Source organism: Corallococcus sp. AB011P (assembly GCF_003611605.1).
In the GTDB taxonomy this organism is placed as follows: domain Bacteria; phylum Myxococcota; class Myxococcia; order Myxococcales; family Myxococcaceae; genus Corallococcus; species Corallococcus coralloides.
Genome location: NZ_RAVX01000002.1, coordinates 203,557 through 229,270 on the forward strand (window position 1 = coordinate 203,557; position 25,714 = coordinate 229,270).

Consider the following 25,714-nt stretch of genomic DNA (forward strand, 5'->3'; position numbering starts at 1 on the left):
GCCGGCACGGGCATCACGCCCGCGCCGGCCCTGTGCGTTTTCGTGCCCTGGCCTTCACGGGCCCACCCCGCCCCACACCGGTCCGGCATAGAGTGGGGCGTGAATTGGTTGCCTGCCCGCCATCCGGGGCCGCATGCAGGGGAAGGCCGTGACGGGTCCGCCTGTTCACTGGCGTCATCGCCCCCTGCCTGCCCCCGGGCGCCGTCGAACTTCGAGGAGAACGGATGTCGCGTTTCACATCGCTGGCCGCACTTGTCGTGCTCACCTGCCCCGTGCTGGGGCTCGCGAAGCCGAACGCGGACGACCGGGCCCGCGAGTACGCGGCCGAGGCCGTCAAGGCCGCCAACTCGCCACGCGGCGGCGCCGCACTCCTGCGCATGCACGCGCTGGTGGATGACGTGGAGGACCTCACCCCGCTGGTGAGCACCTACCAGCAGATTGCGTCGCGCCGCACGTCGGACGTGAACACGCGCACCACCGCCCAAATCCTGCTCATGGACGCGGAGCGCTCGCGCGGCCGGATGGTGCGCGCCAACGAGGTCCGCCAGTGGCTGGGCTTCGTCAACGACTACTACGTCGTGGGCGGCTTCGAGAACGAAGGCAAGGCCGGCTGCGACACGGACTTCGGTCCGGAGGCCGCCAACCTGGACCTCACCGCGCGCTACCCCGGCGCCAAGGGCCACGAGGCCACCTGGCGCAAGCTGTCCGTCACGTCCGCGGACGGCTACGTGGACCTGGCCACCGCCGTGCGCCCCAACAAGGAGTCCGTGGCGTACGCGCTCACCTGGCTGGAAGTGCCCCAGGACACGCGCGTGCCGCTGGCCCTGGGCACCTCCGGCGGCTACCGCCTGTGGGTGAACGGGCAGCTGGCGTCCAAGGAGGACCGCTACAACCTGCCGCGCCCGGACCAGACGCGCGTGTCGGTGAAGCTCAAGAAGGGCCTCAACCGCGTGCTGGTGAAGGTGTGCCAGGAGTCCGGTCCGCTGGGCTTCTACCTGCGCTCGGAGACGGCCTCCGCCCGCGCCTCGCTGCCCGCCAAGGCCCCCGCCCTGGAGCGCATGCCCGCGCCCGCGCCGCAGCCCCTGCCCACGCTGACCTCCTCGCTGCGCGCGCTGGTGGAGAAGAACCCGGACGACGCGGCCCTGCGCGGCGACTACGCCCAGGTGCTGTCCTTCTTCCGCGCGTATGACGAGCGCGAGCACACCGCCAGCGCCGAGGCCGCGCTCGCGGCGGAGAACGCCCCCAACGACGCGCGCCTCCAGGTCCTGGCCGCCAACACCCAGACGGACGACCTCAACGAGCGCCGCCGCTTCCTGGAGGCCGCCGTGAAGGCGGACCCCACCTACGCCCCCGCGCGCCTGGCGCTGGCGGACCATGAGATGGACCGCGGCCACCCGGAGCGCGTGCAGTCGCTGCTCGCCCCCATCCTGGAGGTGGAGGACGGCCGCAACGTGCCGGGCGCACGGCTCCTGCTCGCCCGCGCGGCGGAAGGACTGGGCGAGCGTGCCCGGGCGCACGCGCTGATTGAAGAGGCCTTCCGCCAGCAGCCGCGCGTGCCCCGAGTGGTGCGCGTGGCCGCCGCGGCGTCCCGTCAGCTGGGCCGCGCCCAGGAGGCCATGGACCGCATGCGCGTGGTGCTGGCGCTGCGCTACGACGACTCCAATACCCGCCGCCAGCTGGCCTCCATGCTCGCGGACGCGGGCAAGGTGGACGCCGCCGAGCGCGAGTACGCGAAGCTCACCGACCTGAACCCCTTCGACAACGGCAGCCGCGTGCGGCTGGCGGAGCTCAAGGCCGCCAACGGCGCCGTGGAGGAGGCCACCGCCCTCTTCACGGAGGCCAAGGCGCTCTCCCCGGACGAGCCGGAGGTCTACGAGCGCGAGGGCCGCGCGCTGCTCGCCGCGGGCCAACGCGAGCCCGCCCTGGCCGCCTTCGAGAAGTCGCTGGCGCTGCGCCCGCAGAACCCCGGCCTCAAGGAGGCCCTGCGCACGCTCAAGGGTGAGTCCGAGAGCGCGGGCACCCAGTACCTGGTGGACGCCAAGCCCCTGTCCAAGGAGGCCGAGGGCTACGTGCACGAGGACGCTCTGTACCTCGTGGACAACACCTACGTGCGCGTGCAGAAGAGCGGCCTGTCCAGCCGCATGCAGCAGATGGTGGTGCGCGTGTACAACCAGCGCGGCGTGGACGCGTTCCGCAGCGTGCCGGTGACGTACTCGCCGGACCGCCAGGAGGTGCGTGTGCTGCGCGCCCGCGTGACGAAGCCGGACGGCTCCGTGGTGGACAGCTACGGCGACGCGGACCGCAACATCAACGAGCCGTGGACGGGCATGTACTACGACGCCCGCGCGCGCATCCTGTCGTTCCCGTCGCTGGCCGCCGGTGACACGCTGGAGCTCACCTACCGCCTGGACGACACCGCGCAGGACAACCTGCTGTCGGACTACTGGGGCGACGTGGAGAGCGTGCAGGGCGTCTACCCGAAGGTGCGCTTCCAGTACGTCGTGGACATGCCCAAGGAGCGGCCGCTGTACTGGAACAAGAGCCGCCTGGCCGGCGTGGACCAGCAGCAGGAGTCCCCCGAGTCCGGCCGCAACGTGTACCGCTTCGGCGCGAAGCACGTCTCCAAGGTGGTGCCGGAGCCGGGCATGCCGGGCTGGGCGGAGGTCGCCCAGAACCTGCACATCTCCACGTACAAGACGTGGGACCAGGTGGGCCACTACTGGTGGGGCCTGGTGCGCGACCAGCTCCAGCCCAACGCGGAGCTGAAGACCACCGTGGACCAGGTGCTCACCGGCGTGGACCGCAAGGACCAGCTGGCCGTGGTGCGCGCCATCTACTCCTTCGTCGTCACCAACACCCGCTACGTGGCGCTGGAGTTCGGCATCCACGGCTTCAAGCCTTACAGAGTCGACCGCGTGCTCGCGCGCCGCTTCGGCGACTGCAAGGACAAGGCGAGCCTCATCCACTCCATGCTGAAGGTGGCGGGCGTGGACAGCCGGCTGGTGCTCCTGCGCATGCGCAACCTGGGCGCGCTGGACGCGGAGCCCGCGTCGCTGGCGGCCTTCAACCACGCCATCGCGTACGTGCCCAAGTTCGACCTGTACCTGGACGGCACGGCGGAGTTCCACGGCGCCAAGGAGCTTCCTTCCGCGGACCGCGTGGCCAACGTGCTGGTGGTGGACCCCAACGGGACGAGCAACTTCCTCACCACGCCGGAGGCGAAGGCCGAGGACAACAAGACGACGCTGGCCATGGACGTGGCGCTGCGGCCTGACGGCGGCGCGGACGTGAAGGGCCAGAGCAGCGTGTCCGGCCAGTCCGCGCCGGACTACCGCCGCGCCTACCGCCCGGAGTCCACGCGCAAGTCCACCTTCGAGCGCGCCTGGGCCCAGAGCTTCCCCGGCCTCACCGTGCGCGAGGTGAAGCTCAGCGACACCACCCGCCTGGATGACGACGTGACGCTGGACTTCAACATGGGCATCCCGCGCTACGCGGAGGTGCTGCCCGGCGGCAGCCTGCGCTTCCTGCCCTTCGGCACGGGGCGCACGTATCAGCAGGCGTACGCGTCGCTCGCCGAGCGCCGCTTCGACCTGGTGATGTCCAGCCCCTGGGTGAACACCTTCAAGCTGCGCTACACGCTGCCCGGCGGCTACACCGTGGCGGAGATGCCGCAGGCGGTGGAGGAGACCACGAAGTTCGGCCGCGTGAAGCTCAGCTACCGCGTGGAGAACGGCGCGCTCGTCGCGGACGGCGAGGTGGCCCTCTCCGTCGCCCGCATCAAGGCGGACGAGTACCCCCAGTTCCGTGAGTTCCTGGGCCGGGTGGACCGCGCCTTCGGCCGCCGCATCCTGCTCCAGGGGCCGGGGCAGAAGACGGCTTCGCGGTAATCGCGGACACTCGCGGCGCCTGCCTGGTGTCGCATCAGCACGGAGGGCTTGACCCGGACGCGGCCCTCCGTGCTTAAGCAGATGCATGCACCCTGCACGCGCGCTTGTCCTTGGCTGCCTGCTGGTGGCGACGGTCGCCACCGCCGGCCCCGTCGTCCAGCTCCCCGAAGGTGGACGGGCGGTGGAGGTCATCCCCAAGGGCGTGCTGTGCGGCCCCGTGCGCGGCGGCTGGGTGCTGGAGGGCCGCACGCTCAAGCCGCCCACGCGCGCGGATGACACCAGCCGCACGCTGGAGCTGAAGGTCGCCGCGGACGAGGCCTCCTGCGCCACGGCCACCGACACCGTGGTGGTGGTGGCCACCGGGCCCTTCCCGCGCATCGACAGCGCCTCCACCACGTTCTACCCGGACGACGGGCGCCTGGAGCTCAAGGGCACCGGCCTGAAGAACGTGGCCATCGCCTGGTCCGGGACACCCCGGGGCGTGGATCCGAAGACGGCCTCCGTGGACGGCCAGGACTTCTGTCTGGAGCCCAACGCCCCCAACGAGTGCGCCGTCCCGTTGGCGCCCGGCCTGCCCACGGACGCGACGCTGTTCTGGGTCCCCGCCTACGGCCGCCGGGGCGCGGACGTGGCGACGTACGACGCCAACGGGCGCTTCCTGGACGACGAATACTTCCGCCTGCGCCCCGGCCGCACCGTGCTCACGCGGCCCCTGGTGCAGTCCTCCGGCGTGGACCTGTCCAAGGGCCCTGGCTACGCGGCGGTGACGCACTCGGAGGCCATCGCGTCCGTGGACTGCGGCACCGCGCGCTGCGAGGTGACCGAAGGCGCCGTGTCCATCCGCAACGTGCCGGGACTGAACCCCACGGTGAACTTGCGTCTGCGGCTGGTGCCGCGCGTGTTCTTCGCGAAGGGCGACGCGCTGGAGACGTCCTTCTCGGAGACGCTGCCCGTGCTCGCGTGCCCCATCTCCGCGGTGGAGGGCACGGTGCTGCGCGACGCGGAGAACTCCGGGCTGGTGATGCGCCTGGACGCGTCCTGCGCGCACGACCCGCGCGGCCTCTTGTGGACGGTGAACGGCGCGCGCGTGCGGGTGGAGCGAGTGGTGAAGGCGCAGGACGGCACGTACGTGCTCCTGCGCACCAGCGGAACCAACGAGCCGCAGGTGACCGTCACCGCCATCACGTCACGCGTGGATGGCACGGTGGTGGCGTCGGACACGGCGGACACCCAGGCCGCGCCCGTCCCCCGCGCGACCCTGGAGCTGCCCGGCCACGGCGCCATCGACTTCGTGCCCACCAACCGCCCCGCGGAGGTGACGGTGGCGTCCAACGGCGGCCTGGGCCGCTTCGTGCTGCGCCCGCTGGGCGGGGCCTACACCGTGACGATGCGCGAGTCCGCCACGCTCATCCAGGGCGAGGCCACCTCGGGCGGCTTCGTGTCGCTGCGCTTCGGCTACCGGCTGCCCACGCTGCCGGCGGAGCTGGCCACGTCCGACCTGTTCCTCACCGACGAGCGCGTGCAGCGCGCGGTGCGTGAAGCCAGCGTGCCCACCAACGTGGAGAACCTGGTGGAGTTCATCTGCGCGGACAAGGAGGGCAACGACGAGCGGCTCTCGCCCAGCCGCCCGCACCGGCTGGACTACGCCATGCGCAACACCTGCCGCGTCGTCGTCCACCGCGAGCGCCTCACGCCGGAGGAGGGCAACCAGGAGATCACCCTGCGCATCACCGTGACGAAGTCCGACAACTCCATCCGGGGCGAGAGCAGCGTGGATCAACGCCTGTTCCTGCGGCCCAAGGGTGAGATGCGCGTCATCCCCGTGCAGGGCAACCTGGGCCAGTACGACCGCATCCTCGTGCAGGTGGCGCACGTCGCGGATGAATCCCGCTACGCCCTCTCCACGGTGGACCGCACGGGCCTGCCGTCCGCGCAGTGGACCGCCATCGTGCGCGGCGGCATGTTCCGCCTCTACACCATGGCCACCATCCCCGCGGGCCTCTACCGCGCGACGCAGCCCACGGGACAGCTGGCCATCAACTTCGGCGTGCTGTCGCGACTGGCGCTGCTCAACAACGAAGGCCAGGAGCGCCTGCTGGGCATCGAGATGGGCCTGATGGGCCTGGGCCTGGTGCCGCAGTCCGGGGACATCCAGTTCCCGCCCACGCTGGCGGCCGTGCTGGGCCTGGGCCTGCGAGTCCCCATCGGCCCGGGCGCGGCGGTGGGCGCGCAGGCGTGGATTGCCCGCGAGTTCCGGGGCGACATCACCCGGCGCACCAACGGAGACCCCACCACCGACACCGTGGTGCCCTCCAGCAAGTGGTCCTTCATCTTCGGACCCAGCATCTCCGTGGGCAACGTGGGCTTCAACCTCTGAAGCCCACGGGGCGCCCCGCGGCTACTTCCCGAGCAGCGCCTTCAGGAACCGCCGCACCTCCGGCGGCCCCTCCACGCGGTACGCCGCGCGCGTGTGCTTGTTGCCCGCGTGCACGGTGATGCTGCCCGGGGGCACCGCGGCGAACAGGTCCTCGTCGGTGACGTCGTCGCCCATGGCCACCACGCGCACGTCCGGCGACTCCTCCTTCAGCACCTCCGGCACCACGCGGCCCTTGTTGACGCCCCGGGGCCGCACCTCCACCACCCGGTCGCCGGGCAGGATGTGCATGGGCTCCTGGGAGAACTTCTCGAAGAGCAGCAGGCGCAGCTCACGCGCCTGGAGCGCGCCGAACTCCGCGTCCACCTTGCGGTAGTGCCACGCGAGCGACGCCGTCTTCTCCTCCACGAACGAGCCCGTCACCCGCGCCGCGAACGCGTCCAGCACGGGCTTCACCTTCGGCTTCCACTCGAAGGATACGCCCGGCAGCGCCTGCCACGGCTGCCCCCGCCGCATGCGCGACCACAGGCCGTGCTCCGCGTGCAGCCCCACGGGCAGCTCGCCGAACCACGCGTCCAGCGTGTCGCGCGGGCGGCCGCTCACGATGTGCACGGACAGGTCCGGCCGGGCGCACAGCTCCTTCAGCAGCGTCATCAACTCCGGGTCCGGCGCGGCCAGCTCCGGCAATGAGGCGAAGCCCACGAGCGTGCCGTCGTAGTCCAGGAAGAGCACCTTGCGGCCCGGACCCTTCAGCTTGTCCACGGCGAGCATGCCGTCCGGCAGCGGCGGCTTCTCCTCCACGGAAGCAAGCCCCTGGAGCCGGTCCAGGAAGCTGGCCACCCACCAGTGCACATCCCGCGTCTTCACGCCCGCGCGCAGGGAGCGCATGCGCGCCTGGCGCTCGGGGCCGGGCATCTCCAGCGCCTGCTCGATGGCGTCCGCCATGCCCTCCACGTCGTAGGGGTTCACCAGCAGCGCGTCGCGCATCTCCGACGCCGCGCCCGCGAACTCGCTGAGCACCAGCACGCCGTCCTCGTCCGGCCGGGCCGCGCAGAACTCCTTGGCCACCAGGTTCATGCCGTCGCGCACGGGCGTCACCAGCATCACGTCCGCGCCGCGATAGAGGCTCACCAGCTGCTTCTCGTTGAGCGAGCGGTAGAGGTAGTGCACGGGCGTGCTGTGCACGGTGCCGTAGAGGCCGTTGATGCGGCCCACGATTTCGTCCACCGTCTCGCGGTACTCGGCATACGCCTGCACCTGCGTGCGGCTGGGCACGGCCACCTGGATGAAGCGCAGGCGCCCGCGCAGGGACGGCTGGCGCTCCAGCACGCGCTGCACCGCGAGCAGGCGCCGGGGAATGCCCTTGGTGTAGTCCAGCCGGTCGATGCCCACGAGCAGCCGCTCGCCGCGGGCGCGCTCCTGGAGCGTCTTCACCTCGTCCAGCACCGCGGGCTCGCGCGCCAGCGTCTCGAAGGCGGTGGCGTCGATGCCCATGGGGAAGGCGCCCACGCGCACCTCGCGCCCCTGGAAGAGGACGCGGTCGATGTCCGTGTCCAACCCCAGGTGCCGCAGCAGCGTGCCGGAGAAGTGCCGCACGTAGCTCACCGCGTGGAAGCCGATGAGGTCCGCGCCCAGCAGGCCCTTGAGCAGCTCTCCGCGCCGGGGCAGCGTGCTGAAGATTTCAGACGATGGGAACGGGATGTGGTGGAAGTAGCCGATGCGCGCCTGCGGCAGGCGCTGGCGCAACATCCCGGGCACCAGCATGAGCTGGTAGTCGTGCACCCAGATGGTGTCGCCCGGCTGGTAGTGCTTCGCGGCCAGGTCGGCGAAGCGCTCGTTCGCCTTGCGGTAGGCGTCCCAGTCCCGGTCCTGCCGGGGGACGCGGTCCAGCATGTAGTGGCACAGCGGCCAGAGCACCCGGTTGGAGTAGCCCTCGTAGAAGCGGCTGACCTCGCTGGCGGACAGGTACAGCGGCACGCAGCGCAGGTCCGCCAGCTGCTTCTCCACCTGCGCGCGCTGGGCGTCCGTCAGGCGGGAGACATCCCCGGGCCAGCCGATCCACATGCCCCCGGAGCGCTCGTGCGGGCGGCTGAGGCCGGTGGCGAGCCCCCCGGCGCTGCGCACCACGGAGACGGAATCCTTCTCCGTCTTGACGGTGACGGGAAGACGGTTCGAGACGAGCAGGAGTCGAGCCATAGACCCACTAGCTCTATTCACCCCTTCCGGGAATGGCTACCACCTTGTGCGCCTGGCCGACGTTTGAGGGCCCCGGGCCCGCTCGTGCCCAGCCGAGCCGGACCAGCAGCGCGGGCTCCCTGCCAGCCTTCCAGATGAAGGCGTCCAGCACGTAGTGCGTGGCTTGCGGCAGCGCAAGCAGCGGCACCACGAGCGCCAGCACATCCGCCTCCAGGACGGGGCCACTGTCGCCGAACAACACCGGACGGTCGTGCCACACCAGCACGTCCCACAGCCCCTCCTCCAGCAGCGCAAGTCCCGCGAGGAACAGCAGGAAGCCCGGCAGCCCCGCGCGCAGGAGCACGCCCCAATCGCCGAAGCCCCCTTCCGCGTGGCGCCCGCGTGCGTAGCGGAACAGCAGCGCGAAGTACGGCACGCCGTGCAGCACCACGTTCATCACCGTGAACGCGAAGTCGTCCCGCGCCAGCACGATGCCGCCGAACCACGCCACCCACGTGGCCACCACCAGCAGCACCTTGCCGGCCTGCACGCCCTCGCCCCGCGCGATGCGCAGGACCTGGAAGCCGGCCCACAGCGTGAGCACCGCCGCGTGCGCCCCCAGCGCCGCGGTGCCCATCCACCGCGGCAGGCCGGAGAGGAAGTCGTTCTCCACGAACCACCAGAAGGCGCGGGGCAGGTTCGCGTGCCACCACACGACGGGGCCCAGCGTGGCGGCGTAGACGGCCGCGGCATCCAGGCGCCGCTCGAAGGCGGACGCCCGCGCCTTGCGGTCGTAGAGCGCCACCCAGCCGTACTGCTGGCGGATGAAGTGGAAGAGCGCCACGTACGCGAACAGGCTCCAGAACGCGCCGGGAGACACCATGTACGCGAAGACGCCCGCCGTGTACGCGGCGAGCGGCGCGCCCACGTAGAGCCCCGGGCGGCTCGATACCTCTTCACCGTCCAGGTACGTGCGGAACAGCGTGGACCAGACGTGCGCCACGTCCATGCCCACCACGAACAAGAGCCACGCCCACGCGGGCGTGTCCCCCACCACGCCCAGCCACGGCGCGGCCAGCACGAAGGCCACGGACACGAGCGCGCTGCCGGCGAACACGGTGAGGTCCACGCCACGGCCGAACAGCCAGGCCTGCGCGGGCGAGAGGAGACGGGGCATCGGGGCCGGGAGATTAGCGCACTCTTCCGGTCCTCCCCGGTCCTGACGCACCCACCTGATTTACACGGTATTCATCCAATCCCTTGCATCTGAGCAGTCATTGAGGCGCAAACCGCTCGCGGCCATGACGGCGCGTGCGTGTCATTCCGCACGGGTGATTCGTTAGGCTTTGCGCCGCGCGTCTCCCTCTCCGCCGGTTCCCGTCTGGAAGGGCGCGCTCCCACGCCCATGCGCAATGCCTCACCGGTTCCGGCCCGCCGGAACGCGACGTCCGCCACGCTGCTCTGCCTGCTCCTCGCCGCGCTTCCCGCCCTGGGCGCCGAGCGTGCCTTGCCCTGGGAAGGGCCGGCCTTCACTGCGTCCGCCTCCGCCATGGCCGCCAGCGCCGCGAAGCTGCCCGCGCCCGCCGGGGGCGGCGATGTGGAGGTTCTGCTGCGGGAAGGCAACTACCAGGAGCTGGGGCCCCACCGCTGGCGCACCACCCACCGCAACGTCTTCCGCATCCTCACCGCCGCGGGCGTGCGCCAGTGGGCCGAGGCCCGCGCCGAGTGGTCCCCCTGGCGCCAGCAGCGCCCCGTCCTCCGCGCCCGCGTCATCACGCCGGATGGGAAGGAGCACCCGCTGGATGAAGGGACGCTGCACGACGCGCCCGTGGAGGACTCGGCGCCGGACGTCTACAGCGACACCCGCGCGTTGCGCGCGCCGCTGCCCTCGCTCCGGCCCGGCAGCATCGTGGAGATGGAGTCGGTGGTGGAGGACACGCAGGCGTTCTTCGACGCGGGCGTCGTCACGCACTTCTACTTCGCCAGCCCGGTGCCCGTGCGCAAGGTGCGCCTGGCCATCGACGTGGCCCCCAGCACCCAGCTCGCGCTGCGCGTCCAGGGACTGCCGCTGGAGCCGCTGCCGCAGCACCAGTCCGACCGCAAGCGGCTGAGCTTCGAGGGCGGCCCCTACGCCGCCGTGACGGCGCTGGAGGCGGACCTGCCCGCGGCCCAGGCCTTCCAGCCGCACGTGGCCTTCTCCACGGGCCGCTCCTGGAACGAGGTGGCCCGGGCCTATGACGCCATCGTGGAGCAGCAGCTGGACGGCGCGTCGCTCCAGGGCCGGGCCCGCGCGCTCGCGAAGGGCTCCAAGGACCGCCGCGTCGTGGCGCAGCGGCTGCTGGAGGAGGTGCGGGAGTCGGTGCGCTACACGGGCCTGGAGTTCGGCGCCGCCGCCATCGTCCCCGCGCCGCCGAAGCAGGTGCTCGCGCGCCAGTACGGAGACTGCAAGGAGATGTCCACGCTGCTCGTGGGCCTGCTGCGCGGCGCGGGCATCCCCGCCCACGTGGCGCTGGTGCGCTCCGGGCGCGAGGACGTGCCGGAGCTTCCGGGCATGGGCTTCTTCAATCACGCCATCGTCCACGTCCCCGGCACGCCCGCCCTTTGGATCGACCCCACGGATCCAGGCGCGGAGGCCGGGATGCTCGCCCCGGAGCTGCAGGGGCGCCACGCGCTGGTGGCCGCGCAGGACACCCAGGGGCTCACCGTCATCGACGAGGCGCCCCCTTCGGCGAACACCGCCCTCTTCACCCGCACCGTGGAGCTGTCCGACGAGGGCCCGGCCCGCGTGAAGGAGACGCGCGAGCTGTCGGGCTCGCTGGCGGTGCAGTACCGCCGCATGCTGCGCGCGGTGCGTCCGGACGACCTGCGCCGCAACCTGGAGGCGCTGGCCACCGCGCAGTACCAGGGCACCCTGGAGGGCATGAAGCACACGTCGCTGGAGGAGGGCACCGGCCCCTTCCGGCTGGAGCTGGACGTCGCGTCCGCGCGCTTCGCCACCACGGGCTGGCGCAGCGCGCGCGTCCCCTTGCGGCTCGACTCGCCCCTGGCCTGGCTGCCGGACTCCCTGGATGACGTGCGGGAGCTGCTGCCGGACGAGCTGGGCCGCAAGCCCGCCCTGCCCGCGAAGCGCAAGGCGGACCTGGTGCTCCCGGTGGCCTACCGCGCGGAGGTGCGCTACCGCCTGCGCCCACCCCAGGGCTTCGGCGTGCGGACCGTCCCTCGCGACGAGACGCTGTCCCTGGGGCCCGCCACGCTCGTGCTGGGTTACACGCGCGAGTCCGACGGCGGCCTCACCGCCACCTTCCGCTTCGACACCGTGAAGCGCCGCTACACCCCGGACGAGGTGACGGCCTTCCGCACGGCGCTGGCCACGTTCGCGCACCGGGCACCGCTGGCGGTGGAGTTCGAGGACCGGGGCGCCCGGCTGGTGGAGGCGGGGCGGGTGAAGGACGGCCTGGACCTCTACGAGAAGCGGCTCACGTCGCGCGCGGATTCGGCGCAGGTGCGCGCGCGCTACGCCGGCACGCTCTTGCGGTTGGGCTTTGGCGAGCAGGCCCGCAGCGAGGCACGCCGGGCCGTGGAGCAGCGGCCGTCCTCGCCGCTGGTCCACCACGTGCTCGCGTGGGTCCTTCAGCATGATGCGCAGGGCCAGCGGCTGCGGCCGGGCGCGGACCTGGAGGGCGCGGTGGCGGCATGCCGCAAGGCCATCGCGCTGGAGCCGGACAACATCGCCGCGAACGCGCTCCTGGCGGACCTGCTGGAGCACAACCGCGAGGGCGAGCACTTCGGCCGGGGCGCGCCACTCACCGAGGCGGTGGCCACCTGGCGCCACCTGCGCGATGACCTGCACGCCCAGGACGTGGATGACCGGCTCATCGCGGCCCTGTTCCGCTCGGGCGCCACCGCAGAGGCGCTGGAGGCCGCGCGCAAGGCCGCGCCCTCCGACCTGCGGGCGAAGGTGCTGGTGATGATCACGGCGGAACGCCAGGGCATCCCGGAGGCCATCGCGGCGGCGGACCTCGAGTTCGAGGGGCCGGATGAGCGCCGTCAGGCGCTGGCGCTCGCGGGCAACCACCTGCTCACGCGGGGCCGGGCGGGCGACGCGGTGAAGCTCTTCGAGGCGGCGCTCAAGGGCGCCTACGATCCGGACCGCCAGTTCCAGCTGGAGCTGGCGAAGAACGCCCGCGACGGCAAGAACACGAAGGAGGAGAAGGGGCCGGAGGCGCTGGTGCGCCGCATCGTCAAGGCGGCCTGGACGGCGCGCGACGCGAAGGAGTTCAAGGCCACCATCCGCCCCCTGCTGTCCAACCGCGACCGCGAGGACAGCACGCTGGACCGCAAGCTGGAGCTGCTCCAGGCCCAGGCCACGCGCTTCGCGCGGACCTCCCTGGACACCGTGGGCGAGTCCTCCATGGCGGACCTCGCGGTGGCCGCGCTCGACCTCAAGGTGGAGGGCCAGGAGAAGATCGGCTACCGGGTGCGGCTGAAGTTCCTGCTGGGCGCGCAGGTGTACGAGGACGCCTGGTACATCGTGAATGAGAGCAACCAACTGCGCCTGCTGGGCTCGGTGACGGATCCGCGCCCGCTGGGAGCGGAGGCGCTGCGCTGGCTGGATGCCGGCAAGCTCAAGCAGGCCCTGGTGTGGATTGAGTGGGCCGTGGCGGACACCCGCGCGGTGGAGCCGTCGGGCCTGGCCCCGCTGGCCTCCTTCGCGAACACGCTGCGGGGCTTCTCCGGCGCGGAGGGCGTGACGCACCTGCGCGCCGCCTGCGCCTACCTGGGCGCGAGCACGGGGGACGCGCGAGTCCTCGCCGCGCTGCGGGCCCAGGCGCAGTACGCATCGGGCGAGGAGCGGCACCGGCTGATGATGGCGCTGGCGGTGGCCATGCGGGCGAGCGGCCAGAGCCCGAACGCCGAGGTCATCCTGGACGAGGTGCGCTCGGACGTGCCGCAGTCCGCGGATGCCTTCTGGCTCAAGCGCGAGATGCTCTCGGAGCGCGGCCGGTGGGCGGAGCTGCGCCAGGTGTCCGACAGCCGGCTCGGGCTGCTGCACACGGACAGCCTGGGCTTCGAGTCGCTGATGCTGGCCTCCCTGAACCTGGGCGACTGGGCGAGGCTGGACGAAGCCACGCGTGAGCTGATGGACCTGGGAGGCGCGGGGGCGGACGCGTACCGGACCCTGGCCTGGGCCGCGCTGCACCGCGGCCGGGTGAGGCCCGAGGACATCGCGTGGGCCCAGAAGGCCGTGCGCCTGGGCGCGGAAGGAGACACGACGCCCACCGCCCTGCTCGCCGCCCTGCTGGTGGAGTCCGGCAAGCTGGTGGAGGCACGAAAGCTGGTGGACGACGCCATGGACCTGGGCGGCGCGGACACACCGGCGGACGCGGGCCTCGTCTACGTGAAGGCCCGGCTCGCGGAGTCCTTCGGGCTGACGGAAGCGGCCCGAGCGCTCTATCGCGCGGTTCCCCGCGACGACACGTCCGACGCGCGCTCGTTCCACCGGCTGGCGCAGGCCCGTCTCAATCGCGGCCGGTGAGCCACGTCCCTCACGACCGCGACCCGGACGGAGTGAGCGGCCGCCTCACACAACCTCCGTGGAGCCCGCCCGCCCATGCGGTTTTCCACATGGGTCCGCAGCCACCGGATGCTTTCTGCCTGATCAGAAAATGCGGCTGACAGCGGCGCTGGCGGACAGCCGCCGTGGAATCTTCCTGAGACAAAGGGGTGGCTCAAAGACAACAACCTGACACGTGAGACTAACTTGCAAGGTTTTCCTTCCTGGGCGTTATCATGGCTGAAGACACACAGACGCAGGGCCGACCGTGGAGGCTTTCATGTCCGAAATGTCGATGATGAATGGACTGGTTCACACCGCCGACCTCGAGTGGAAGCCGCTCGGTCCTGGAACGTCCTACCGCCTGCTGCGCGTGAGCGCGGAGACGGGCGTGTGGAGCGCCATCCTGAAGATGGAGAAGGGCGCCGTCTTCGCGCCGCACAAGCACCTGGGCCCGGCGGAGATCTTCATCCTCTCTGGCTCGACGCAGGACCGCCTGGGCATCACCCGCGCGGGCGACTACGAGTTCGAGCCGCTGGGCGCCGAGCACCCGTCCACCACCGCGCTGGAGGAGTCGCTCATCCACTTCACCGCGCACGGCCCCATCGCGTTCCACGACGACAAGGGCCGCATCGTGATGCTGCTGGACTCGGAGTTCTTCCTGAAGGCGCAGGAGCAGGAGCCCCAGTACAGCGTCAAGAAGGCGGCCTGACGTACGGCCTCGGCTGTGTTTCACACGTCGGGTGTCTGACATTGACACCCGACGTCAGGGCAGGCGGCCGACGTTTCAGGCCGCCTCCAGCAGGCGCAGGAAGGCGCGGGCCGCGTCGGCGTCGCTGATGGAGCCCAGCCCCTCGCTCACCTGCAGCTCCGTGGACACGACGCCGGGCACGCGCGTCTGTCCGAAGCCCCCCGCCACCCAGACGCGGTCCTCGCGCGCGATGCGGTCGCGCTGCTTGACGTAGGCCTGGGGCGAGCCGCGCAGGAACACGTGGAACATGTTCGTCTGCACGGGCTGCGGCAGCACGGTGACGCGGGCGTCCGCCGCGATGAGCGTGGTGATGGCCTTCGCCCGCTTCACGTAGCCGGGGATGGCGGCCAGCGCCGCGTCGAAGCGCATGGCGGCGGAGGCCACCAGCGGGGCCATGTGGAACAGGTTGCCGCCGTGCCGGTGGCGCCACACGCGCGACTCCTTGATGAAGTCGCGGTTGCCCACCAGCATCGCGCCGCCGATGCCGCCCACCATCTTGTAGAAGGACACGTAGACGGAGTCGAAGCCCTTGCAGATGTCCGCGTAGGAGCGGCCATAGAAGGGCTGGCTCTCCCACAGTCGCGCGCCGTCCATGTGCAGCTTCACCTTCTTGTCACGGCAGGTGCGCTTGAGCTCCTGGAGCTGCTCCCACGTCTGGAGCTGCCCGCCCAGCCAGCGCACCGGCAGCTCCACGCTGACGCTTCCCAGCGTGTCGGGGGACTTCGCCACGTCCTCCGCCAGGAGCGGCCGTGTCCACGGGCCCAGGTTCACCGCGCGCAGTTGGTGCAGCACGGAGTAGGCGTCGTCCTCATGAAGCACGTGGTGCGACGACGGGTGCACGCCCACCGTGCGCACGTTGCTTGCGTCCGCGTAGATGCGCAGCGCGATGAGCTGCGCCATGGTGCCCGTGGGCATGAAACACGCGTCCTCGAAGCCCAGCAGGTCCGCGAGCTTCTTCTCGAAGGCCTGCACGAAGTCGCCGTTGCCGTAGAAGTCACTGGACAGCTTCTGGCGCTGCATCCACTCGCCAATGCGCACGTACTCCGCGCCGTCGTCGGACGTGGAGCTCACCGGCAGCGACGCGGTGCAGCCCTTGCGCAGCTGTTCGTACTCGGCCGCCGAGACCGCCGGCGAGCCGGGCTTGGGGGCCGCCTCCGCCGCGGGGACGCTCTTGAGCCCCGGCGACTTGACGGTGCGCAGGGACGGCGTGCCCCCGTCCGGAGCCGCCTCGCTCCGTCCCGGGAACAGCGTGGAGCCCGCGAGCAGGCTGGTGAGTCCGAGGAACTCCGCCCGGCTGAAGCGACTGTCCTTCATGTGCCCTTCCCTCCCGCTTCGGATGGCTACAACCAACTGGCGCTCTTGAGCCCCATTCCCGCCAGGGCCCGCTCCGCGGCCTGCACGCCGAACCAGTTGGCCTCCTCGAAGAGGGCCATGCCGCCCAGGTCCGTGTGCGCGAAGTGCAGGTGCCGCCCCAGGCTCTGTTGCGCGGCGCGGCGAGCTTCGCCCCAAATGAAGCCCGGCTGGGGCCGCACCATGGCGTGGCCCCAGCGCTGCACCTCCAGCCGCTGCGCGAGCGCGCCCACCCCGGGGTGCGCCGGCAACAGGTCCGCCATCACCAGCGCCTCCCAGTCCCCGTACGTCGCGGAGAGGGCCTGATTGCGCTCCGCCTTCACGTCCGCGCCGGCCATGGGCAGGTACCAGGTGAGCACCGTGGGCCCGCGCGCGTCCTGGCGCAGCGACTGGTGCGTGGCCACCACGTAGCCCAGGCTCCGGCTCTCGTAGAAGACGTTGTCCCAGGCCAGCGGGAAGCCCCGCGACGCCGGTGGCGCGGACACCGTCAGGTTCGCCACCACCCACGGGCTGTAGACGAAGGCGTCCATCCACCCGGGGCGAGCCTCGCGCCAGGGCGCCACCACGTGCGCGGCGACGAAGCGCGGGCACGCCAGCACCACCTGCCGGGCATGGAAGGCCCGGGGCGCCCCGGTGCGCGCATCCAGCGCGTGCACGCGGCAGCCGTCCTCTCCCGGCTCCACCGTGTGCACCAGCACCTGCGTCTCCAACTGGCGCGGGCCCAGCGACGACATCAGCTGCTTCACCAGCCGGCCATTGCCCTCGGGCCAGGACAGGAAGCCGTCGCTGCGCTCACCCTTCCCGTTCTGCCGCGCGGCGAAGTACCAGATGCCCGCCCAGGCGGAGACATGCTCGGAGGTGGTGCCGTAGTCGTCGCGGCACGCGTAGTCCACGAACCACTTCAGCCGGGGCGAGCGGAAGCCCTCCGCCTCCATCCACCGTGCCATGCTCAGCGCGTCCAGCGCGGTCCACTCCGCGTCGTCGCTGGAGAGCGCCACCGGCACCGCGAACGCCTTGCGCCCCTTCGCGTCGCGCGCGGCGGCGAAGGCATTCATCTTCGTGTCGAAGCGCTCCAGCTCCGCCAGGTCCTCGGGGCTCGCGCCCGCGCGCAGGTACAGCCCTTCGTACCAGTGGCCCTTGAAGAAGACGCGCTCGTCGGGCTCCTGGATGAGCAGCTCCTCCGCGAACGACGGGTGCCCTTCCGCGTCCACGCCGGTGACGGCGTCCATCTCCCGCAGCAGGCGCATCACCGGCCCTTTGTCCTCCAGGGGGGACGGCAGGTAGTGCGCGCCCCACGGGAACGCGGACACGGCGTTGCGGCCGGAACGCGACGTGCCCCCGGCCTCCGCCTCCAGCTCCACCACACGCAGGTCCTTCACGCCCGCGGCGGACAGGCGCCACGCGGCGGACAGCCCGGCCGCGCCCGCGCCGACAATCAACACGCCCACCGGTTCGAATTCCTGCGCGCGAGGCAGCGGCCCTGTGCGCAACTTGTGACCGGTGTCCACCGCCCGGTCCACGATGGCGCCCGGCACCGGCGCGCGAGCGGCCTGCCGCGTACAGGCGCTCGCCACGGAGGCGCCCAGGAACGCGGCCACCAGCTCGCGCCGCGTCAGTTCCACCTGCGCCACTCCTCTTCGTAGTAGTGCACCAGCACCTGGTTGTTCAGCCGGTTCACCTCCGCCGGCAGCGGGGCCATGTCTGGAGAGAAGCGCGTGAGCCCCTCCAGCGTGTCCTCGTCCAGGAACGCCAGCCCCTCCGGCAGCGGGCGGTGGCGGTTGGCCGGCTCCTGCGCCACCATCACGTAGCCCCACTCCCCGAAGGACGGCACCAGCGCGTGGTACGGCTGCGTCCAGAAGCCCGCCGCCTTCAACGTGGTCTCCACGCACCAGAACGAGCGCCGCGCGAACAGCGGACTGGTGCTCTGGATGACCGCCACGCCGCCCGGCGCCAGGCGCCTCTTCAAAATCTTGTAGAAGCCCGTCGTGTACAGCTTCCCCAGCGCGAAGTTGTTGGGGTCCGGGAAGTCCACGATGACGACGTCCCAGGCGTTGGCGCCTTCGGTCAGGAACTGCATGGCGTCCGTGTTGATGACGCGCATCTTCGGGTGCGTCATGGCGTGGTGGTTGAGCGCCGCCAGCTCCGGGTAGTTCGTGGCGAGCCCGGTGATGGCGGGGTCCAGGTCCACCAGCGTGACGGACTTCACGTCCGGATACCTCAGCACCTCGCGCGCCGCGAGCCCGTCCCCGCCGCCCAGGATGAGCACGTGCTCCACCTTCTGCGCGCGCACCATGGCCGGGTGCACCAGGGACTCGTGGTAGCGGTACTCGTCGATGCTGGCGAACTGGAGGTTGCCGTTGAGGAACAGCGAGAAGCCCCGCTTGCCGCGCGTGACGATGATGCGCTGGTAGGGGGAACTCGTGGCGTGGACGACGTCGTCCGCGTAGAGCTGGTCCTCGTAGAACGTGGTGAGCCGGTCCCCCATCGCGAAGCACACGAGCAGCCCCGCGCACAGCGCCACCGCCTTGATGCGCAGGCGCACGGGGTTGGCCAGCACGGGCGCCAGCAGCCACGTGCTCCACAGCCCCACGCCCGCGTTGAGCAGGCCGAAGAGGAGCGACGTGCGCACCAGTCCCAGCTTCGGCACCAGCAGCAGCGGGAAGGCCACGCTGGCCGCGAGCGCGCCCAGGTAGTCGAACGTCAGCACCTGGCTGACCAGGTCCTTGAACTTGAGCTGGTCCTGCAGGATGCGCAGCAGGAGGGGAATCTCCAGCCCCACCAGCGTGCCGATGAGCAGCACGGTGCCGTACAGCACCACGGGGAACACGCTGGTGAGCGTGAAGGTGAGGAACAGCATCGGCGCGCACAGCCCGCCGAACAGGGCCACGGCCAGCTCTATCTCCACGAAGCGCTGGGCCACCCCGCGCTCCACGAAGCGCGACAGGTAGCTGCCAATGCCCATGGCGAAGAGGTAGCCGCCGATGACAGTGGAGAACTGGGTGATGCTGTCCCCCAGCAGATAGCTGGCGAGCGTCCCGACGATGAGCTCGTAGATGAGCCCGCACGTCGCGATGACGAGGACGGTGAGGAAGAGCAGCGTCTTGTTCAAAGCGTCACGTGTTTCAGCCGCTGATGGCCGCCGCGATGATGATGGCCAGACCCAGGATGAACGAGCCGATGACGATGCCCAGCGCGGTGTTCTGGTCGACCTCGATTTCCTTGTGCACGTCGTACGGCAGGATGAGGCGGATGACGTAGAAGCCGGCCACGAACACCACCAGGCCGATGAGCGAATAGATGACGCTCGCCAGCACTCCCTGCAGGGTGACCACCACTCCGAGCAACAGCATCACTTGCCTCCCATGAATCCACCGGTCCACAGCAGCACGCCGCCGGGACCGCGCTTCACGTCGCCGGTCACCCGCCCGCGCTCCTCGTCACTGAATGGGGCCCAACCCGTATAGGTGGCCCACGCGTACGCCACGAGCACCAGTCCGCCCAGGAACCTCATCGTCCACCTCCCTGCCCGCTACAGGTTGCTTTCCTTCCACCGCTCGGTCTCGAAGCTGTTGGCGCCGAAGAACGACAGCGCCGGAATCACCAGCAGCAGCACCAGCGCGATGATGAACCAGCTCTCGTTGGGCGTGTCGTGCGTGAGCACCACCTGGTAGCTGACGACGGGCCCCAACTGGGGCCCCGTGAGCTTCAGGGCCGGGTCGAACGACGTGGTCGTCCGCAGCACGTACGTCCCCTTGGGCAGCGACGACAGGAACACGCTGCCGCTCTGGCCGCCCTCGCTCCAGGAGCCGTCGCTGTCGCGCCCGTGGTAGTAGCTCACCTCTTCGTAGAAGCTCACCACGTCCTGCGTGTCCTGGTTCACCAGGTCGCCCTGCACACCCACCCAGGCGTTGTTGAGCGACTGCGACATGTGGATCTGCGCCCGCATGTTGCCCGTCCGCTGAAGCTCGAAGGGCTCGCTGAAGTGCATGGCGTCGTGGGAGCCGGGGGTCGCGGTCCGGGGCAGCGTCACATGCAGGTCCAGCACCCGCGCGTTGAGCGCGCGCGCGTGGAGCACGCCCGCCAGGACGAACAGCCCCAGGAGCCACACCGCGGACCAGCGCAGCGTCCGCATCATCGACTCGCGGCGCAGGTTGGGCTGGCTGGGCGCGATGCCCCGGGGCGTGGGCAGCGGCTCCTTCAGCTTGAACGCGTCGCGCACCGTCTCCGGGGAGAGGTACTCGCCATGCGTGTACGAGACTTCGTTGTCGGTGGCGTCCTCGTTCACCGAGTACGGCGGCGCGACGTACTCCGTGGCGCGCGCCTTCTCGCCCTGGAAGACCTTCCAGTAGAACTCGCCCACCACCGCGTCGGTGACGGCGGTGACGGACTGGAAGGCCTTGTAGCGGCGGCCCCCGTGGTGCGCGGACACCTGCGGCACGACGTTCGCGTCACCGGCCGCGAGGGGCGTGAGGAACACCCAGTGGCCATTGGACTCCATCAGCCAGGTGAAGCCGCGCGCCGGGTGGTAGAGCAGGTACTCCATCCACGGGTAGCGCGTGCCCTCCACCACGCACGAGCGCTCCTGGTAGCCGATGCAGATCCACTCCGTGCCGTCGAGCGTGCCCTTCTGCCCCAGTTGGATGGCGGCCGGCAGCTCCGGCTTCTGGAGCAGCTTGAGGAAGGCCAGCTTGCCCTGCGCCACGCTCATCAGCGCGCCGCAGTACGGGCACGCCACGCGCAGCGTCTGGTCCGGCGCGCGCAGCTCCAGTGGGCCGTTGCAGTTGGTGCAGCGCGCCTGCTGGAGCTGGACCTTGCGCACGCGAGGGCGCAGCTCGCCCGCGGGGATGCCCAGCTGCGTGAGCTCCAGCCGCTGCCCCAGGAAGACCTCCGGGTCGCGGTCGCGCGTGCCGAAGTCCAGCGTGACGAACAGGCCGCGCGGGCCGGTGGCGTCCACGTAGTAGCTGTCCGCTTCCGGATCCACGTCGCTGGGGAGCTGGCCTTCCGCGGCGACGACGCGTCCGTGGCCGCGCTCCTCCACCACCAGCGGGCGGTTGCGCAGGCGCAGGCGGTCCCCGGGGTGGAGCTGCTCCAGCTCGATGCCCTCCTCCACGCCCGCGTCGGAGAGCAGGTGGAAGGCGCCCTCGGACTCGCTGAGCCAGCCGGTGCGGCCGTCGGACATCTCCACGTACCACTCGTCCCAGGGGCCGGCGCCGTGGTCCTTCTGGAGGTGCCCGACGATTTGATACGAGGTGCCGTTGACGCGGCCCTCCAGCCCCAGGCGCAGCGGGGAGGCCGTCTCCACGATGCGGGCCACCTTGCCGTGGTCCTCCAGCTCCGCGCCCACGCGGGCCACCATCGTCTGGCAGTGGCCGCACACCACGACCTGCGCCGACCCGGCGGAGAACTCCACGCTCGCGCCACACGACGGACACGCCCCCTGCGTCACGCCTCCACCCCTCTCGACAGCTCGCGCACGCGGCACGACGTGGCGCCCAGATGCTTCGCCGCCAGCGCGTCGAAGTCCGGACGCGCGCGGGTGCGGCAGCAGTAGACGTTGAGCGCGGCGAAGCCATGCTCCGGGAAGGTGTGGATGGCCAGGTGGCTTTCGGCCAGGAGCGCCAGACCGGTGACGCCGCCGGGCTCCGGGAAGACGTGCCACTGCGGCTGGCCCACGACCTTCAGGTCCATCAGGACGACCAGCTCCTCGAAGAGTGCCGCCAGCGCGGCCGCGTCCTTGAGCCGCTCCGGCGCGCAGCCGCTCGCGTCAACCAGCCATTCCTGTCCGGTTGTCACAGGGGAAACCTCCGGGAGTAGAGACCCTCTTTAACACGCTGGAGCCCGGTCGAAAGCCGCTAGGATGCGCGCCCCATGCGCACCCGATTCCTGACCGCTGGACTCCTCTGCCTCGCCCTGACCGCGTGCTCCAAGGACAAGGAGCAGCCGCCCGCCGCGAAGGCCCCCGCCGCATCCCCCTCCAACTCCGCGGCGGCTACCCGCACGGTGAGCCTGCAGACGGACGTGGCCTCCGCGAAGGGCTTCCAGAAGAAGGCGCTGGAGGGCCAGGACCTCTGGGCCACCATGGAGACGAACCAGGGCACCATCGTGCTCAAGCTCTTCTCCAAGGACGCGCCCAAGACGGTGGCGAACTTCGTGGGTCTGGCGTCCGGCGAGCAGGCGTGGATCAACCCCAAGACGGGTGAGCGCGTGGAGGGCAAGCCGCTCTACGACGGCGTCATCTTCCACCGCGTCATCCCCGACTTCATGATTCAGGGCGGCGACCCCACGGGCACCGGCCGGGGCGACCCGGGCTACCGCTTCGAGGACGAGTTCAAGAGCAACCGGGACTTCGACAAGAAGGGCCAGCTGGCCATGGCCAACGCGGGCCCGGGCACCAACGGCAGCCAGTTCTTCATCACCACGTCCACGCCGCAGTTCCTCAAGGGCCGGCACACCATCTTCGGTGAGGTGGTGAAGGGCTATGACGTGGTGGAGAAGATCGCCAACACGCCGCGCAACCGGCAGGACCGGCCGGACACGGACATGGTCATCCAGCACGTCACCATCAGCGACGCGCAGCCGTGAGCCTCCGTCCGCGCCACGTGCGCACGAAGCTGGGAGAGCTGGACTGCCACGTGGTGGACGCGCTCCCCGAGGGCGCGACGCCGGAGCTGGTGGTGCTGTTGAGCCACGGCTTCGGCGCGCCGGGCACGGACCTGGTGGCGCTGGCGCCCGAGCTGATGATGGCCGCGCCCCGCCTGGCGCAGGGCGTGCGGTTCGTCTTTCCGGAGGCCCTGCTGTCGCTGGACGCGCTGGGCATGCCCGGAGGCCGAGCGTGGTTCGAAATCCCCATGGCCATCCTGATGGGCCAGGGACGGGACTGGCCGCAGTACTCCCAGGCCGTGCCGCCGGGGATGCCCGCCGCGCGCCGGGCGCTGATGAGCGTGGTGGCGGCGCTCCAGGTGCCCCTGAACCGCGTGGTGCTGGGAGGCTTCAGCCAGGGCGCGATGATGTCCACGGACGTGGCGCTGCGGCTGGAGGAGTGCCCCGCCGGCCTGTGTCTTCTGTCCGGGGCCTTGGTCGCCGGCAAGGAGTGGGAGCCCAAGGTCCGCGGCCGTCCGTCCCTGCCGGTGTTCCAGGGACACGGCCGGCAGGATCCGGTGTTGCCCTTCCAGGAAGGCGAGCGCCTGCGCGACCTGCTGACGGGCGCGGGGCTGCCGGTGGAGTTCCTGCCTTTCGACGGTGGGCACACCATCATCACGGAGGAGCTGGAGCAGCTGGCGGCGTTCCTCGTGAAACGATTGGACGGGCGCTGAGCCACGGGACGGAGGCTTGGGGTGTATCAGGCGAAGGAGCTGACGGTGTCCACGCGGGGCCGAGGCCTGGTGGACATCACCGGTGAGGTGCGGAAGGCGGTGAAGGGCACGGGCATCCGCGAGGGCCTGTGCACGCTCTTCCTGCACCATACCAGCGCGTCGCTGATCATCAGCGAGAACGCGGACCCCGTCGTCCAGCGCGACCTGGAGGCATTCTTCTCCCGGCTGGTGAAGGACGGCGACCCGCTGTTCCAGCACGACGCGGAGGGGCCGGACGACATGCCCGCGCACGTGCGCACGGTGCTGACTCAGGTGTCCCTGAGCATCCCGGTGAAGGACGGCGAGGCGGACCTGGGCACGTGGCAGGGCGTCTACGTCTGGGAGCACCGCACGTCGCCGCACCGCCGCCGCGTCACGGTGTCCGTGCTGGGCGGCTAGAGCCCTTCGAGCCTCGTCACCCAGGCATCAAAGCGAGGACACGCAGCCCGGAGGCTCGCGAGTCCGGTCGATTCGACCGCGAGCGGCCCATGCAGTCGCTTCCGGTAGCTCGGAATCCTGGCGAGGAGCCGCTTGGAAGGCGCGGTCTCAGGGCCATCGTTCACGTCTTCTGGGGGATGCCCCGCGATGTCGGAGTGAAGCTGCTCGAGCCCCTGCAAGTCCTCCTCGGCATCCAGCACCCCTGCCAACGCGCGAAGGCTGGCGAGCACCAACGCTTCGAACTCATGCCGCTGGACATACGGGATGAATCGACGGTCCCCGAACTGCTTGGACAGCACCGCCTCCACTTCGGACGCGCGATGACGGGTGTCACCAATCCCGGAGAGCGCTTCGAGCTGAGGGAAGTCCTTGGGCAACCCGTAGAGGTCTATCAGCGTGGTGAATGCCACGTCGGGGCCAGGATTCTCGCCCATGACACGTCTCAGGTCCCGGTCCCAGTTCCTCCAGGGTCCTCCGCCCTTGTTGAGCTTGGCGCCCGTGAGTTCGTCGCGGCGGGTCGTCACGATGAGGGTGGAAGTGAAGACGGAGCGCGCATCCAGGTGCGGGCCAAGGACGTGCTTCACGAACTCCCCCTCGGTCGGCCCCTCCACGACGATGATGAGCCGCTTCAAGGGCGGCCCCCGAGGACATTCTTGTCGTAGAGCTCGGACAGGCTGTAGTCCTCGAGCCAGCCCTTGAGCCGTTCGGGGTCGAGCCGCCGGAACGTCGTGGCCCCCTGGGCTCGCTCCGTGACGACCACCTCCTGAGGCTCGAACAGGTCGAGCAGCGCGGGTGACTGCGTCGCGAGCAGAATCTGCGCGTGGGTGCTGGTGGAGCGGACAAGGCTGGCCAGGATGCCGAGCGCGGCCGGGTGAAGCCCGAGTTCCGGCTCATCGATGCTGAGGAATGCGGGGAGCGAGTCCACCGGCTGACCGAGCGCGGTGAACAGCGCGATGCAGCGCAGGGTTCCGTCCGAGAGGTGGTGCGGGCCGAAGAGCTGGTCGCGCTCGTCCACCCAGTCCAGCCGCACGCTTGAGGTCTCCGGATTCGCCGGGTCGACCAGGGTCGGCTGCAGACTCTTGATGAAGGGAGCCACGCGCCTGACGAGTTGGCTGATGCGGCGCCATGCGGCCTGTCTCGCGGGCTCTTCACTGATCGCGAGCGACCGCAGGTATGCGGCCAGGTTGCTTCCGTCGGAGTGCAGGAAGCGCACATCTTCCTGGCGGGAATTCTGGCGCAGCGGAGCAGCGAAGGAGGTGTCGTGGAAATGGAAGAAGTTCGTCTTCGACAGCCACCACCTCACGGCCTTCGCCGTCGGGTCTCCCTGGTTGCCCGCGGCTTCTTCCAGGATGGACTCCTTGTGCCCCGCCCCCAGCGAGGTGACCTTGAACACACCGCTTCCGGCAGGCCGATGCTCGACGGTCTCGTCCAGGAACAGAAGGGTGTCGCCAGCCGCGTATCCCAGGCGCGCGCCATAGGCATTCGCCGCCGTCTTCTGCTCGAACTCCAGCCGGATGTTCAGCGCTTTCGTCAGCTTGGGACCGTAGTGAAGGAGCGCGGAGGCGCCGCCAGCCTCACCGACATACCGTCGGAGCGACTGCGTCCGCATCAGCGCGACCATCCGCAGAAGGGAGAGCAGGTTCGACTTGCCCGCGCCGTTGGCGCCAATAAGCACCGTCACGCGACCGGGTTCCAGATCGACATTCTGAAGCGACCTGAAACCTTCGACATGAATGCGCGTGATGGCTCTGTTCTCGGCGGACATGCGTCGCCCTCCTCCGGCATGACGCGCGGCAAGGTAGCCGCTCCCCCTCCGCGACTACAAGGAACGCC

18 protein-coding genes are annotated in these 25,714 nt (G+C 70.6%); 7 read left to right on the plus strand and 11 right to left on the minus strand.

What is annotated here, in order from left to right; translation table 11 throughout:
* The first annotated feature begins 224 nt into the window (after positions 1-224).
* Both D7X30_RS06125 and D7X30_RS06130 read left to right on the plus strand, forming a co-directional pair.
* On the plus strand, positions 225-3,887 hold the full coding sequence (locus tag D7X30_RS06125) for a DUF3857 domain-containing protein (protein ID WP_120561915.1): 3,663 nt from the start codon (positions 225-227) through the stop codon (positions 3,885-3,887).
* Positions 3,888-3,972: 85 nt separating this feature from the next.
* Positions 3,973-6,264: a hypothetical protein gene (locus D7X30_RS06130; protein ID WP_199724190.1), complete on the plus strand. Its 2,292-nt coding sequence runs from the start codon at positions 3,973-3,975 to the stop codon at positions 6,262-6,264.
* Positions 6,265-6,285: 21 nt separating this feature from the next.
* Here the strand turns inward: D7X30_RS06130 and D7X30_RS06135 are convergent, their stop codons facing one another.
* Complete coding sequence (locus D7X30_RS06135) at positions 6,286-8,457, minus strand: bifunctional alpha,alpha-trehalose-phosphate synthase (UDP-forming)/trehalose-phosphatase (protein WP_120561916.1); 2,172 nt, start codon at positions 8,455-8,457, stop codon at positions 6,286-6,288.
* 13 nt (positions 8,458-8,470) lie between these two features.
* The gene (locus D7X30_RS06140; protein ID WP_120561917.1) at positions 8,471-9,613 is read right to left on the minus strand and encodes a hypothetical protein; all 1,143 of its coding nucleotides are present in this window, start codon (positions 9,611-9,613) and stop codon (positions 8,471-8,473) included.
* 228 nt (positions 9,614-9,841) lie between these two features.
* On the opposite strand from D7X30_RS06140, the gene D7X30_RS06145 reads away from it, so the two are divergent.
* Positions 9,842-13,972 carry a DUF3857 domain-containing protein gene (locus D7X30_RS06145; protein ID WP_120561918.1) on the plus strand — a complete coding sequence of 1,377 codons (4,131 nt, stop codon included), beginning with the start codon at positions 9,842-9,844 and terminating at the stop codon, positions 13,970-13,972.
* Between the two features lie 298 nt (positions 13,973-14,270).
* Positions 14,271-14,702 carry a cupin domain-containing protein gene (locus D7X30_RS06150; protein ID WP_120561919.1) on the plus strand — a complete coding sequence of 144 codons (432 nt, stop codon included), beginning with the start codon at positions 14,271-14,273 and terminating at the stop codon, positions 14,700-14,702.
* Between the two features lie 75 nt (positions 14,703-14,777).
* On the opposite strand, the gene D7X30_RS06155 is transcribed toward D7X30_RS06150, so the two are convergent.
* From D7X30_RS06155 to speD, 7 genes are read right to left on the minus strand one after another with little or no spacing between them, the layout of a single operon-like run.
* Positions 14,778-16,055, minus strand: coding sequence for a low specificity L-threonine aldolase (locus tag D7X30_RS06155; protein ID WP_120561920.1), 1,278 nt, complete (start codon positions 16,053-16,055; stop codon positions 14,778-14,780).
* 26 nt (positions 16,056-16,081) lie between these two features.
* Complete coding sequence (locus D7X30_RS06160; RefSeq protein WP_199724191.1) at positions 16,082-17,713, minus strand: FAD-dependent oxidoreductase; 1,632 nt, start codon at positions 17,711-17,713, stop codon at positions 16,082-16,084.
* Entirely contained in the window at positions 17,704-19,200 is a 1,497-nt protein-coding gene (locus D7X30_RS06165; RefSeq protein WP_120561922.1) for a polyamine aminopropyltransferase, read from the minus strand. Before D7X30_RS06165 ends, D7X30_RS06160 begins: the two co-directional genes overlap by 10 nt.
* A gap of 13 nt (positions 19,201-19,213) precedes the next feature.
* Positions 19,214-19,441, minus strand: coding sequence for a DUF350 domain-containing protein (locus D7X30_RS06170; protein ID WP_014393984.1), 228 nt, complete (start codon positions 19,439-19,441; stop codon positions 19,214-19,216).
* Complete coding sequence (locus D7X30_RS42225; protein ID WP_164933141.1) at positions 19,441-19,602, minus strand: hypothetical protein; 162 nt, start codon at positions 19,600-19,602, stop codon at positions 19,441-19,443. Before D7X30_RS42225 ends, D7X30_RS06170 begins: the two co-directional genes overlap by 1 nt.
* A gap of 18 nt (positions 19,603-19,620) precedes the next feature.
* The gene (locus D7X30_RS06175; protein ID WP_120561923.1) at positions 19,621-21,537 is read right to left on the minus strand and encodes a DUF4178 domain-containing protein; all 1,917 of its coding nucleotides are present in this window, start codon (positions 21,535-21,537) and stop codon (positions 19,621-19,623) included.
* The gene (gene speD / locus D7X30_RS06180; protein ID WP_120525197.1) at positions 21,534-21,884 is read right to left on the minus strand and encodes an adenosylmethionine decarboxylase; all 351 of its coding nucleotides are present in this window, start codon (positions 21,882-21,884) and stop codon (positions 21,534-21,536) included. The genes D7X30_RS06175 and speD overlap by 4 nt, the downstream gene beginning before the upstream one ends.
* A gap of 75 nt (positions 21,885-21,959) precedes the next feature.
* Here speD and D7X30_RS06185 point away from each other — a divergent pair, with 75 nt between their 5' ends.
* Genes D7X30_RS06185 through D7X30_RS06195 form a run of 3 tightly spaced genes read left to right on the plus strand, consistent with a single transcriptional unit; the run spans position 21,960 to position 23,842 of the window.
* On the plus strand, positions 21,960-22,673 hold the full coding sequence (locus D7X30_RS06185; protein WP_120561924.1) for a peptidylprolyl isomerase: 714 nt from the start codon (positions 21,960-21,962) through the stop codon (positions 22,671-22,673).
* The gene (locus D7X30_RS06190; RefSeq protein WP_120561925.1) at positions 22,670-23,404 is read left to right on the plus strand and encodes an alpha/beta hydrolase; all 735 of its coding nucleotides are present in this window, start codon (positions 22,670-22,672) and stop codon (positions 23,402-23,404) included. The genes D7X30_RS06185 and D7X30_RS06190 overlap by 4 nt, the downstream gene beginning before the upstream one ends.
* 21 nt (positions 23,405-23,425) lie before the next feature.
* Positions 23,426-23,842, plus strand: coding sequence for a secondary thiamine-phosphate synthase enzyme YjbQ (locus D7X30_RS06195; RefSeq protein WP_120561926.1), 417 nt, complete (start codon positions 23,426-23,428; stop codon positions 23,840-23,842).
* Here the strand turns inward: D7X30_RS06195 and D7X30_RS06200 are convergent.
* Together D7X30_RS06200 and D7X30_RS06205 are read right to left on the minus strand one after the other, a co-directional pair.
* Positions 23,839-24,513, minus strand: coding sequence for a DUF4276 family protein (locus D7X30_RS06200; protein WP_158619212.1), 675 nt, complete (start codon positions 24,511-24,513; stop codon positions 23,839-23,841). The genes D7X30_RS06195 and D7X30_RS06200 overlap by 4 nt on opposite strands.
* Positions 24,510-25,646: an AAA family ATPase gene (locus D7X30_RS06205; RefSeq protein ID WP_120561928.1), complete on the minus strand. Its 1,137-nt coding sequence runs from the start codon at positions 25,644-25,646 to the stop codon at positions 24,510-24,512. Before D7X30_RS06205 ends, D7X30_RS06200 begins: the two co-directional genes overlap by 4 nt.
* Positions 25,647-25,714 lie beyond the last annotated feature (68 nt).